At 62.2% G+C, this 13,046-nt stretch carries 12 protein-coding genes; 11 read left to right on the top strand and 1 reads right to left on the bottom strand.

The features are described from left to right. The first annotated feature begins 259 nt into the window (after positions 1-259). The 4 genes from SH809_16310 (at position 260) to SH809_16325 (ending at position 4,626) form a co-directional block, all read left to right on the top strand. On the top strand, positions 260-1,201 hold the full coding sequence (locus SH809_16310) for an ROK family protein (GenBank protein ID MDZ4701276.1): 942 nt from the start codon (positions 260-262) through the stop codon (positions 1,199-1,201). 183 nt (positions 1,202-1,384) lie between these two features. Continuing rightward, the gene (locus SH809_16315; GenBank protein ID MDZ4701277.1) at positions 1,385-2,407 is read left to right on the top strand and encodes an NAD(P)-dependent oxidoreductase; all 1,023 of its coding nucleotides are present in this window, start codon (positions 1,385-1,387) and stop codon (positions 2,405-2,407) included. Positions 2,408-2,533: 126 nt separating this feature from the next. After that, a complete protein-coding gene (locus SH809_16320; protein MDZ4701278.1) occupies positions 2,534-3,583 on the top strand; it encodes a hypothetical protein in 1,050 nt (349 codons plus the stop codon). A 155-nt stretch (positions 3,584-3,738) separates the two neighbouring features. Then, positions 3,739-4,626 (top strand): glycosyltransferase family 2 protein, encoded by an 888-nt coding sequence (locus SH809_16325; protein ID MDZ4701279.1) that lies wholly within the window; start codon positions 3,739-3,741, stop codon positions 4,624-4,626. Positions 4,627-4,832: 206 nt separating this feature from the next. On the opposite strand, the gene SH809_16330 is transcribed toward SH809_16325, so the two are convergent. After that, positions 4,833-5,405 (bottom strand): molybdenum cofactor guanylyltransferase, encoded by a 573-nt coding sequence (locus tag SH809_16330; GenBank protein ID MDZ4701280.1) that lies wholly within the window; start codon positions 5,403-5,405, stop codon positions 4,833-4,835. Positions 5,406-5,937: 532 nt separating this feature from the next. Between SH809_16330 and SH809_16335 the strand changes: the two genes are divergently transcribed. From SH809_16335 to SH809_16365, 7 genes are all read left to right on the top strand, one after another. Continuing rightward, the gene (locus SH809_16335; GenBank protein MDZ4701281.1) at positions 5,938-6,537 is read left to right on the top strand and encodes a hypothetical protein; all 600 of its coding nucleotides are present in this window, start codon (positions 5,938-5,940) and stop codon (positions 6,535-6,537) included. A gap of 194 nt (positions 6,538-6,731) precedes the next feature. Then, entirely contained in the window at positions 6,732-7,175 is a 444-nt protein-coding gene (locus SH809_16340; protein MDZ4701282.1) for a hypothetical protein, read from the top strand. A gap of 233 nt (positions 7,176-7,408) precedes the next feature. Then, positions 7,409-9,652: a TonB-dependent receptor gene (locus tag SH809_16345; GenBank protein MDZ4701283.1), complete on the top strand. Its 2,244-nt coding sequence runs from the start codon at positions 7,409-7,411 to the stop codon at positions 9,650-9,652. Positions 9,653-9,656: 4 nt separating this feature from the next. Further along, a complete protein-coding gene (locus tag SH809_16350; GenBank protein ID MDZ4701284.1) occupies positions 9,657-10,421 on the top strand; it encodes a DUF4249 family protein in 765 nt (254 codons plus the stop codon). A 152-nt stretch (positions 10,422-10,573) separates the two neighbouring features. Beyond that, positions 10,574-10,948, top strand: coding sequence for a hypothetical protein (locus SH809_16355; protein MDZ4701285.1), 375 nt, complete (start codon positions 10,574-10,576; stop codon positions 10,946-10,948). A gap of 158 nt (positions 10,949-11,106) precedes the next feature. Further along, positions 11,107-12,105: a hypothetical protein gene (locus SH809_16360; GenBank protein ID MDZ4701286.1), complete on the top strand. Its 999-nt coding sequence runs from the start codon at positions 11,107-11,109 to the stop codon at positions 12,103-12,105. 21 nt (positions 12,106-12,126) lie between these two features. Then, positions 12,127-12,507, top strand: a complete 381-nt coding sequence (locus SH809_16365) for a hypothetical protein (protein MDZ4701287.1) — start codon at positions 12,127-12,129, stop codon at positions 12,505-12,507. Positions 12,508-13,046: the final 539 nt, after the last annotated feature.

A 13,046-nucleotide genomic window follows, 5' to 3' on the forward strand; every position in this document is an offset into this window, starting at 1 on the left:
CCAGTACCTCGACGACCTGCTCGAAGAGCTCCAAGCCGAGACCCGTAACGCCGTCCCTCCGGCCCAGTGACACCACCCCATCCCGACCCGGGTCGGGATTTCCCCTTCCTACATCAAGTACGGGGTAGGCTCTCTCCGAGGAGGGGACCATCTGATTCTGTCGTTTCAAGCGATTCCAGGAAAATCCGTCCAGAGGATATACTTTCCACTTTTCCCTTTCCCTTTTACCTTTTACCTTTTACCTTTTACCTTTTCACTTTTGCCTTTCCCCTTTTCCATACTCGGCCTCGACATCGGAGGCACCAAAACAGCGGTCGTCGAGGGCACGCGCGACGCCGAGATCCTACAGCGGCGCGAGATGCCGACGCTGGCGCGGACGCCGTTCGACGAGCGGTTTCCCGCGCTGAGGGTGCTCATCGACGAGACCCTCGCCGAGGCTTCGGCGGCCGGCCGAACGATCGATGCGATCAGTGTATCCATCGGCGGACCCCTGCGGGTCGGCCCCGGCGAACTCATCGACCCGCCCCATTTGCCCGGCTGGCACGGCGTGCCACTCAAGGCCCGGCTGGAAGCCGCCTATCCGGAGTTGCCCGTGTATGTCGAACACGACGGCAACGCCGGCGCGCTGGCCGAATTTCACTTCGGCGCGGGAAAAGATCGCGCCGGGCTTCGTCATTTGATCTTTCTTACCTTCGGCACCGGACTCGGCGCCGGGTTCATCGTCAACGGGCAGGTGGTGCACGGTGCGACGGACACGGCCGGCGAAGTGGGCCACTGGCGCCTCAGCGACACGGGGCCGTACGGATTCGGGAAGGAAGGGTCGTGGGAAGGCTACGCCTCCGGCGCCGGCCTCGTCGAGCTGGCGATCCGCCAGAACCCGCTGCGGTGGACGTCTCAAACGCCTATTCGCGCCGTCGTCAAGGCCATGCTCGCGGACGATCCGGAGGCGCTCGCCGTCGCCGCCGAGGCCGGCCGGTGGATGGGGCGGGGGATCGCGTTGCTCATCGACGCGCTGAACCCACAGCTCGTCGTCCTGGGCTCCCTGGCCGTCGCCCTGGGCGACCGGGTGCTGGGGCCGGCGCGTGAGGTCGTCGCCCGTGAAGCCCTCCCGCAGGCCGTCGCCGCCTGCCCGATCGTCCCCGCCGCCCTCGGCTCCCGCATCGGCGATGTGGCGGCGATTATGGCGGGGATGAACGTTTAACCGTTTTTGTATCGTTAAACTGTCATGCTGAGCCGCCTGGAGCTTGCGACAGGCGTGCCAAAAGCCTGCCCCCGAGACATCGGAGGAACCTCTCGAAACACAGTCATTGGCCTGGAAAACAATCGTTGTACGGTGGGTCGGGAGGCCCTTCGACGGGCCCAGGGTGACATAAAGTCTTGCGCCATGCTCATCCACACCGAAACCGAACTCGACGCCGAGCTCACCCGGCCCTCGCCGGCGCTTGTCCAATCCATCACCACCATCGCTAGCCCCCTCGTCGTCCTCGGCGCGGGGGGGAAGATGGGGCCGACGATCTGCGTGCTGGCCCGCCGGGCGGCGGAAGCGGCCGGGCATCCGCTGGAGGTTGTGGCCGTGAGCCGGTTTTCAGACGAGGCCTCGCGCCGCTGGCTGGAGGACCGCGGGGTGCGGACGGAGGCCTGCGATGTGCTGGATCGCGACGCCGTCGGCCGGCTGCCGGATGCCGTACACGTCGTGTATCTGGTCGGGATGAAGTTCGGCACGAAGCAAAACCCGGCGCTGACGTGGGCCATCAACACCCTCGCGCCGGCGATTGCGATCGAGCGATACGCCGGGGCGAAGATCGTGGCGCTGTCGACGGGGAATGTGTATCCATTCGTAGATGCATCGAGTGCCGGCGCCACGGAAGATACCCCGCTGGCGCCCGTCGGCGAATACGCCGGGGCCTGCCTCGGGCGGGAGCGGATCTACCAGTACGCCAGCACGCGGTGGCAGACGCCCATCGCCTCGGTCCGACTCAATTACGCCGTCGAACTTCGCTACGGGGTGCTGGTGGATATCGCCCGGCGGATCCTCGCCGGGGAGGCCGTGGATCTGACGACGGGTTACCTGAACTGCATCTGGCAGCGCGACGCGAACGACATGATCCTGAGAAGCTTCCCCCTGGCCGGCGTGCCGGCGGTCCCGGTCAACCTCACCGGCACCCGCACCCTGTCCGTCCGCGCCCTCGCGACGCGGTTGGGCGAACGCATGATGCGGGACGTGACCTTCACGGGCGTCGAAGCCCCCACCGCCCTGCTCAACGACGCCCGCAATACCGCCGCCCTGCTCGGCGAGCCCGAAACCGACCTCGAAACGATGCTGGCGTGGACGGCGAACTGGGTGATGGCCGGCGGCGCCACGCTCGGGAAGCCGACACATTTCCAGGTGAGAGACGGAGGGTATTGAGAAGGTAAAAGGGAAAAGGGAAAAGGCAAAACTAGTGCAAAGTGAAAAATGCAACGTGAAAATCAGGGCCATCAGGCATGAACAACATCACCAATCGCTAACGGCTAATCGCTACTCGCTAATCGAATGTCCATTCGCTCCGCTCTCCACGCCGGCCTTGTTATTCCTGCTCATCCGCTGGCGCTGGACGCCTGGGGGCGGTTCGACGATCGGCGGCAGCGGGCGCTGACGCGGTATTACCACGCGGCCGGCGCGGGCGGGATCGCGGTGGGGGTGCATACCACGCAGTTCGCCATCCGTGACCCGAAGGTCGGGCTCTACGAGCCGGTGCTGGCCCTGGCGGCGGAGACGGTGGCGACGTGCGACGCCGCGACGGGCCGGGAGACGGTGCGGATCGCCGGGATCAGCGGGATGTCTTCCCAGGCCATCCGTGAGGCCGAAACCGCGGCCGGCCTCGGCTATCACGCCGGCCTCCTCTCGCTCGGCGCCCTGCGCGAGGCCCCGGTCGATGCGCTGCTGGACCATGCCCGGGCGGTGGCGGAGGTCATCCCCGTCATCGGCTTTTACCTCCAGCCGGCGGTGGGCGGACGGCTGTTGCCGGAGGCGTTCTGGCGGGCGTTTGCCGCCATCCGAAACGTCGTCGCCATCAAAATCGCCCCCTTCAACCGGTACCAGACGCTCGACGTGCTGCGAGGGGTCGCCGCTTCGGGGCGGGCCGGCGAGATCGCGCTGTACACCGGCAACGACGATACCATCGTCACCGATCTCCTCACCCGGTTTGTCCTCCCCAACGACGACAGGGCGACCGAGTTGCGGATAGTGGGGGGATTGCTCGGCCACTGGGCGTGCTGGACGCGGAAGGCGGTCGATCTACTCGACCAGTGCACGACCTGGCGCGAGGCGCCGGCCATCCCCCATCAGGCCCTCACCCTTGCCGCGCAGGTGACGGATTGTAATGCGGCGTTTTTCGACGCCGCGAACGGGTTCGCCGGCTGCATCGCCGGCATCCACGAGGTGCTGCGCCGGCAGGGGCTGCTGGAATCTATCCGCTGTCTGGATCCAAACGAAGGCCTTTCGCCCGGGCAGAAGGAGGCTATCGACCGGGTCTACCGGGTGTATCCGGAGTTGAATGAAGATGCGTTCGTGGCGGAGCACCTGGATGTGTGGTTGGGGTGAGGATCGGTTGGTAGCGTGGAAAATCGAGTACGAGTGCGAGTACCGCTTCGCTGAGTACGAGTACGATGAGGGGGTTGTCGTTCAGGGTCGTGATGGCAGTTTCAGGATTCAGATGGGCGCGAAATGAGTTACTCTTTAAAAGGGATCATCGCCGCATGCTCTGTTCTGTCTGCATCGCTACGTACAAACGGCCGGAATGGCTGTACCAGCTCCTGCGGAGCCTGGCGGCGCAGCAATTGCCGGCGGGGGTAGAACTCGAGGTGATCGTGGTGGACAACGACCCCGATCGGAGCGCGCGCGGCGTGGCCGAGTCGCAGCAGCCGATCAGCGTCCGATACAGCGTCCAGCCCATCAAAAACATCAGCCTGACCCGCAACGCTGCCGTCCAGGATGCCCGGGGGGACTATTTGTTGTTCATCGACGACGACGAGGTGGCGGATCCGGTGTGGATCACGACCCTCCTAGAGACCCGCGAGCGCTTCGATGCCGACGGGGTGTTCGGGCGGGTGGTTCCGCGGTTTCATCCGAACGCACCGGCCTGGCTGCAACGCCACGCCTTTTACCACAAGCCCTGTCAGCCGACCGGCATGCCCGCGCGCGGGATGCGGACGGCCAACTGCCTGATCCGGGCGGATCTCCTCCGTGGGCTCGATGGGCCGTTCGACGAAGGCTTTGGGCTCACTGGCGGCGAAGACACCCATCTGTTCGAGCGGCTCCGGAAAAAGGGGGCGCGGTTCGTGGATTGCCGGGAGGCCGTTGTCACCGAAGAAGTGCCGCTCGAACGCGCGACGCCGGCCTGGGTGCGCGCCCGCGCGCGGCGGACCGGGACGTTATTCTCCCGCCGGCGCGTCGTGCTGGCCGGCGGCGGCCTGCCCGTTCGCATCCGATACGGAATCCTGGCCGGGAGTCAGTTTCTGGTGGCGGTGGTGTTGTCGGCCGGCTGCTTCTGGAGCCGGTTCTGGCGGTTGCACTGGATGGCGAAGGCGCTGTTTAATCTGGGGAGGATAGAGGGATTGGCGGGGAGGATGCGGGTGGGGTATTAGGAAGTGAAAAGTGAAAAGTGAAAAGCCCGTAGGCCGGGTTAGCGCCGATAACCCGCCACCCACGCCCAACAAGGCAAAACCCCCATCCGGGGCATCGGCGCGTAACCCGGCGTGCAAGGCAAAAGCGTGCAAGGCAAAAGGAAAAGGGCAAAAGGAAAAGGGAAAAGTGAGGGTTTCTGGGGTATATCTCGTACTCGAGATCATCCCTACCCGATCGCTTCCGGAGCGTTGACGTTGCGAAGCGCCTCCGCATCTATCCTTACCTTCACAATCTCCAGCTGATCGAGCAGGCCCTGGAGTGCTAGTTCGCCGAGGGCGAGTCGGGCCTCGATGCGGGCGAGGCAGCGGCGGTGGTAGAGGCCGAGGACGGGTGTGGCGAGGCCTTCCGCGTTCACAGCGATGACCGCGTCGTAGTCGGCCGTGCGGGCCTTGAGGAGCTTTTTTAACGAGTTGGTATCGAGGAACGGCATGTCGCACGGGGCGACGAGCAGCCACTCCGCCGGCGAGGCGAGGAGGCCGGCGTGGATGCCGGCGAGGGGGCCGCGGCCTGGGTAGCGGTCCACGATATGCCGGGCCGGGAGGTCGTAAGTAGTGTGGGATTCTCCGACGCTGACGAACACCGGATCAGCCAGCGCCGCCACCGCATGGTACACGCGCTGGATCATCGGCCGGCCGTCGACGAGCGCCAGCGCTTTGTCGGACCCGAAGCGGGTGCTGCGGCCGCCGGCGAGGACGAGGCCGGCGGGCGGGGGCAAGGAGGGGGGAACGCGGTGTTGCATGTGCCTGAGTGGGATGTTGGATGGCCTAAGAATGCACGACAGGCGCATTTGGGTCCGTATTGCGATAGGCCGTGTCGGAAATGTACCTCCTCTCTTCACCTACGCCCACACCAGGGCAGCCCCATTGGGATTGCCGCGGGCAGCAGGCTTGGTGTATATTGGTGTTAGAACTTCCCGTCTTACTACATCGGACAGTTTTCGCAGCGGAAACGTGCCGGACTACCAGGCCCTTCCTCGGATCGAGAGCCTGCCCCGTACTTGATACGGGGATGGGGAGGAGCGAATCGATACCGGGCAGAGGGTCTAAAGACGTCCCCAGGCGCTGCCTTAATTTTTCAAACTCGGCTCTCAGGTCGAGTTGTAAAAAATGATCCACGTTGACGTTGGGCATAACTCCTCCCCGTTCTGACTTCGATAAATCGACGTCAGAACTCGCCCCTCCTCGGATCGAGGAGGGGCCTGATTATTTTTCAGAGCAACCCGCTGCGTACTAAACTGTCCGAAGTATTACCTCTACAAACCCGTGCCTGTCATGCGTGTGCTGCCGTTGCTTTTCCTCCTCGTCGCCCTACCCGGATGCGGCGCCATTGCGGATGACGAGTGTTTTAATCCTCCGAGCAGCCGGCCAGCCGCCACCCGCGCTCATCCCGAATCGCCGGCGCTCGCCACGATGACGCTCGATGACGAACTGGTCGCCATCGTGGAGACGGTGCCCGGGTTTGGCGGGTTCTACTTTGGCGGGCTGAACGGCACGGGTAACCTGCACATCTACCTGCTCGAGCCCGATCAACAGGCCGCCGAAGCGGCGCGTGGGTTGCTGGCCGGCATCTTTGATAGCGCGGTATTTACAAACGCGCGGGTCGTTCCCGTCCAGGGACAATACGATTATCGCCAGCTGTATGACTGGCGCGACATCGTGTCCGGCCTTGCGACGCCACACGGGGGATGGACGACGCGCGACATCGACGAGTCGCAGAACCGTCTCATTTTTGGCGTAGAGACCCAGGCGGCGCTCGACGCGCTCAAGTCCCAGATTGAAGCGTCATCCGTGCCGATTGACGCCGTCTTGCTGGAAATCACCGGACCGATTACAAATTATCTCGGGTCGGAGTGCACCCGATTTGAAGGATGACTCGGCTTGCGATCTGTGTCGTGACGTGCATCTGGTGTGTCTCGCCGGCCCGGGCGCAGCCGGCTATTGTGCACGGGTTTGTGAAGGCAGAGAGGAGTTAGCCGTCGGATGGGGTTTTTATTTTAACACAGAGTTGCATTTAGATGGGGTGGGTAAATTGACGTGTTAGTCTTTGTAATGTAATCTGTTTAGCTATGAAACGCCTGCGCTCCATTTTAATTTCGAGTCTGTTGATTCTGGGGGTGTTGAGTCTCAGTGGTTGCGATACCGACGAGCCCGACGCCACAAACCTCGCCGACATTGATGTGCGCATCCTCACGCCGGCGCCCGACGACACGGTGGACGGCACAACGCGCGTAACGTTCTCCTGGGAATTGTCCGAAGAACCAAACGGGCAGTTCGGCTATTTCCATCAGCTGTCTCGAAGCGCCACGTTTCATGAAGACAGTACCCGAAATGCTGCATCGAATGGTTTCCAAGGTGACTTGAAACTCTCGCATATAACCACCCTTCAGACCAGCCCCAGCGCGCCGGCGTCGGAGGTGTGGTACTGGCGGATTCAGATGTCGGCCGACGGCTATGTATCCCCGTGGGTGGAGCGCAGGTTTTTTGCGGAGGGGAGCCTCGCGGCTGAGTAAGGGTCGCCAGGTAATGGGACAGTGTAACCCAATAAATCGGCAGCAACAAACGGTGTGCGGACGGCGTCGCAGCAGGCAAGCGATTCGTTTATCATACCCTCTCGAGGATGCGAAACCCTACGCGATGGGCTACAGGCGCTGATCTGGCTGTTTGTTGGGTCTTTTTGTTCCTCCTGGTGGACCCGCTGTCGGTATCAACTGCCCAAGCGCAACCGGCCATTGTACAGGGCTTTGTGGAAGACGCTACCTCCGGCGAGCGCCTGGCCTTTGCGACCCTTACGGACTCCTCAACCGGGCGCGGCGCGGTTGCCAATCGGTTTGGCTATTTTTCGATTCGCACCCCAGGCGATCGGGTGACGCTTTTTATCCGCCACGTCGGATACCTGCCGGCAGTTGCACGCCTCGACACGCGTGACGGATCGGCGATCGTCATCGCTCTCTCGCCCGAGCCGATCGTCCTGGAGGAAGTGCTCGTCGCGGCGGATTCGCTGACATCGCCCCCGGTTTTGGGCCTCCACACGCTGCCCATCGCGGAGATCCGCGCCCTGCCGGCGCTGCTGGGGGAGGCCGATGCCTTGAAGGCGCTTCAGCTCCTGCCGGGGGTGTCCTCCGGTTCCGAAGGCTCTGCCGGACTCTTCGTCCGGGGCGGCGGCAACGACCAGAACAGTGTCCTCCTCGATGGCGCTCCCATCTACAACGCCAGCCATATCCTCGGCTTTTTGTCCGTCTTTAACACGGACGTGCTCCAGGAAGTGCGGATGATCAAAGGCGGATACCCGGCGCGGTACGGCGGCCGGCTCTCCTCCGTGGTCGACATCGACACCCGCGAGGGAAACCTCAACCAGCTGGCGCTCCGCGGCTCGGTAAGCCCCATCGCCTCCAGCGTGGTCGTCGATGGCCCCATCGAAAAAGGAAAAAGCGCCTACCTGATCGGCGCGCGTCGAACCTATCTCGATGCGCTGTTCAAACAACAACTCAAAAACGAAACGACCGACCTCGGCTTTTACTTTTATGATGTCAACGCCAAGGTCAACCGCATCCTGTCGGACAAGTCGCGCCTTTTTCTGAGCGCCTACAGTGGCAAGGATCGCTACTTCAACAACCAGGAGGAGCGCTTTCGGGATACGGACCCCGTCCTCGTCGAATCCAATCGCGAGGGGATGAGCTGGCGCAACGCGACGACGTCCCTGCGGCTCACCTCGCTGCTGTCGGACCGGCTGTTTCTCGCCGTCATGGGCCTCGCCAGCCGCTACCGGCTCCTGACCCACCTCGAAGAAGCGGTCGCGCTCGGGGCCAACGAAGAACGCGAGGGCGTCCGGTACCGCTCGGGCATTGACGACCAGAGCCTGCGGGCCGATCTCGATTTCTCCGTGAGTCCGCGGCACCTGCTGCGCGGCGGACTTTCCCTCAGCCGGCACGTCTACAATCCCGGAGCCATGCAGTACCTGAGCGAGACGGCCGGCGGGGATGAGACCCCCGTCCCCACCCGCCGGGCCACGGCGGCGGCCTGGGAGGGGTATGTGGAGGACACCTTCACCGGGCTCGGCCGCTGGAGCGGCAATCTGGGGGTACACACCTCCGCGTTTCGGGTCGAAGGCACCACCTTCTGGTCGGTTCAGCCCCGGCTGGCCCTGCAATTTGCTCTCGCGCCGGCGCACGCGCTGCAGGGTTCGTTTACCCGCATGCGCCAGTATGTGCACCTGCTGGCGCCGTCCGGTCTGGGACTGCCAACCGATCTCTGGCTGCCCTCGACCCGGCGCGTCGGGCCCGAGGAAGCCACCCAGGCGACGTTGGGGTATAGCTACAACCGCGGCGGGCTTTCGGTGACGGTGGAGGGCTATGTGAAAGAGATGACGGGATTGCTCGAATACCGCGAGGGGGCATCGTTTCTGGGTATCGACAGCGACTGGCAGGAGAAGGTGACGATCGGGGAGGGGACCTCGCGGGGTGTCGAGCTCTCGGTGATGAAGCGGCGCGGGGTCACGACCGGGTCGCTGGCGTACACGCTCTCGCGTACCGATCGGCGCTTCGCGGACATCAATGACGGGGCGTCGTTTCCGTACCGGTACGATCGCCGGCACATGGTTACGGTATCCTTCAATCGCCAGCTGACCGAGCGCCGAGCGATTTCAGGCGTCTGGGTGTACGGCAGCGGCGAGGCGATCACGATCCCCGAGGGGTGGTATACCGATCGGTTCTTCTCGGAAGTGTATACCTTCTACGGGAAGCGCGGCAATTTCCGGACGCCGGCGCACCATCGGCTGGACGTGGCCTACCGGATCGCCTACACCCATAAACGCAGCAAGGGCGAGCTCAGCCTCGGAGCCTACAATCTGTACAACCGAAAAAACCCGTTTTACATCTACGCCGAACGGCCCGATGGCGCCGATCCCCACACAGCGATTGAACCGCTTGCGATTCGTCAACTCAGCCTTTTTCCCGTGATCCCCTCCGTGGCGTACCGTATTGTTTTCTGATCCCATGGCGACATACAGACCCCATATAATCCGCGGATGCCTGCCGGGAGCATGGATCGCCGGGATCCTCACACTGCTCGTCCTGGGCGGATGTGAGCGGGTGTTGGATCTCGATCCGCCCGAGCACCAGAGTCAGCTGGTGGTGATAGCGGTGTTTGATCCGGACTCGCCGTGGCAGGTGGAGGTGCGCCACACGAATCCACTGAGCACCGGAGGCCGGAAGGACAGCACGGCCGTCGAGGATGCGGTGGTGTCGGTCTACCGGGGCGATACGCTGGTGGCGACGCTGGATTATACTCCGGAGCGTGAACGCCTCGCCGGCATCTACACCGCCGAGGGCGTGTTTCCCGAACCTGGAGTGGTTTATACCGTGCGCGTGTCGGCGCCCGGGTTCGAGGACGCGGAGGGTGCCGGCCATATTCCGCTTGTCCGGACGACGCCGGAGGTGACGTTTGTCGACTCGCTTCGTTACGACCCCTCGAGGCGGCGATGGCTGGCCGAGCTGCGCATCCGGGATCAGGACCCGGCCGAGGAGCAGAACTTTTACCTGCTCGAAATGATGCGGGATATTGGCGATGGACTGTTCAGGACCACCTACGAGACGCAGGATCCGATCTTGCAGGATACCCCGCTGATTCAGCTCGCGGGGGAATCCTCCACGCTCGACCGGGTGTTTGGCGATGGGGCGATCAATGGGCGCGTTTTTGAGGTATCCGGTACGATTACCGGGTCGAAGCCAATGCCTTTGGGGCCAGCCTGGTGCACTTGAGCGAGGCGTATTACCGCTACCTGGTCTCGCTCAGAGAACAAACAGCCAACGACCGCAGCCCGTTCGCCGGGCCGACGAGGCCCTTCTCCAACGTACGTGGAGGCCAGGGGGTGGTGGCCGGCTTCTGGCGTCGCCCGGGCGAGGTAACGCGGTTGGATGAAATCACCCTGGAGCGTATTGCCGGGGAATACGAGAGTTTGGGAATTCTCGCGGGGCCTCAGGGTGAGCGTGTAACGATGTTACCATCACTGGCAAACATCACCCTGAACCTATTGCCCGATGGAAGCGTGACCGGTCGCTTTTTCGTCCAGAAAGGGGCCGACCCGACGGACCCAACCTTCGAGATTGATACCGCGCTGAATGGTACCTTCACCTACGACGGGCTGCGCGTTCGCTTTTTCCTGGAGCCGTCTGTGTTTATCAACGAGATGGCCTGGAAGTATCGGAGAGGCTTTTTGCGCCCGGAAACAACGGATGGGCGGTATGTGACGACCTTGTGGCGTCCCATCACCCAGCCGCCGCGGTAAGGTATGTGTTCTCAGAACTAATACTTCGGAGACTTTTTGTAGCTGGACCGTTCCTGACGATCAGGCCCCTCCTCGCATTGAGGAGGGGCAAATCCCGTCGGCGCGTAGCGGTGTCGGGATGGGGAGGAGCAAATCCCAAGCAGGCTTGGATCTGGAATATGAACATACCATTCGGAAACGCCCCCCTTTATCCGGGCCGCGTGTGCAGGGTTTTTAATGCGATGGCCCTACTGTGTGTCGGGTTATCTGTTGGCCGTTGCTCAATTTTTCCCGAGGATCCTGTTTGGGATACGTCGATCCCTGAAAGTGCGGCCATCGATGCCAACCTCGGGACGTGGGACCCGACGGGTACGCGCATTTATTTTCAGTATTCCGATATGGCCAGTGATGGCAGTGGTCCGCGCGACTTCTTGTGGGCCGTTGATCTGCAAGAGAATCGCCTCACGAGTGTATTTGATGCTCCAGTATTAAATATTGATGTGAGTCCGGACGGAAGACATATTCTGTTCCATTCCCCCACACTGCCCCAGTATTTATACACCTATGACCAGGTAGATCATAGTTTGATTAGGCTGTCCGGAGAATCTTCGAGTAATTTAGAATTGGAAAACACCGTAGCTGGACGTTGGAGTCCCACGGGTAGCTCAATTTTATTTACTATTGAAGCAGGCGAGCCAAGAGGAGTTGCTGTTATGAATCGGGATGGCACCGGCGCTCGAATTATTGTGCCTTATGGGGTAAACGCATCCTGGTATCCTGATGGCCAGAAGATTGTGTATGTCAACTGGGATTTGACGGAGCGGGATGAGACCAGAAGTAGGCAGATCTATGTTTGTAATCCTGATGGGACAGGCATTCAGCGGCTTACGTATCTGGATAATTCCGATGCGATCTCAGTTCCAACAGTATCGCCAGATGGAAACCGTATCGCCTTTGTTCATTTGAAAAACGGGGAGAGCCTTGAACTGTACCTCATGAACATCGATGGGACGGACATCCGGCAGATCACGGAGGGCCCGGGATACGTGGATCGACCCGAATGGCACCCCGACGGCTCGCGCCTCCTGTTCACGCGCGTTATTCCGAACGTGTCCAACAGGATGTATGTGGTGGAAGCCACGAGTTATGAGGTCGAACCTGTTTTTCCGCTAGACTGAGTCGTAACCAAGCCCACCGCCATGCCCCGCCTCCTCGTGTTGCTCCTCCTCGCCGGCTGCGCCGGCCTCAAGCCAGGCGAAGCCCCCATCGGCACCGTCTACGACGACGTTAACGCCTTCATCCGCGTCCTCGCCGGCGAGGGCATCCAGGCCCGCGACACCGGGCGCGCCGGCGGCGGGCTGCTTGCGGCCGACAACAGCGCTCGCCTCACGCTCAACGCCCGCGATCAGGCCGATGTCTACTTCTTCACCCGCGAAGCCGACGCCCGCACCCAGGCGAGTCTGGTAGACTACCGCGCCTACGATGTCTATCAGGAAGGCAACATCGTGCTCATCCACTACATCAAGCGCGACCCGACGCTGGCGATTTCGCTGCAGAATTTGTTCGGGATACCAAGGTGAGGGGGGTGCTAGACTTTGGGAGGTCTCTCCGCTTTGGCCCGATGACAGTGTGAGTTGGGAGGTCTCTCCGCTTCGGCCCGATGAATCGGGCCTTTGGTCGAGATGACAGTGTGAGTTGGGAGGTCTCTCCGCTTCGGCCCGATGAATCGGGCCTTTGGTCGAGATGACAGGGTGAGTTGGGAGGTCTCTCCGCTCCGGCCCGATGAATCGGGCCTTTGGTCGAGATGACAGGGTGATTTGGGAGGTCTCTCCGCTCCGGCCCGATGAATCGGGCCTTTGGTCGAGATGACAGGGTGAGTTGGGAGGTCTCTCCGCTTCGGCCCGATAAATCGGGCCTTCGGTCGAGATGACAGGGTGAGTTGGGAGGTCTCTCCGCTTCGGCCCGATGAATCGGGCCTTTGGTCGAGATGACAAAAAAATAAAATGTCATCTCGACCGGAGTCGCCGGCTAGCCGGCGACGCAGCGGAGAGACCTCCATCAGTAAACGTATTCATGCCATTCACCTCGGCCGCGACGAATAACCCTCCTTCAGCCGAAC

It is taken from the genome of Rhodothermales bacterium (assembly GCA_034439735.1).
GTDB lineage: Bacteria > Bacteroidota > Rhodothermia > Rhodothermales > JAHQVL01 > JAWKNW01.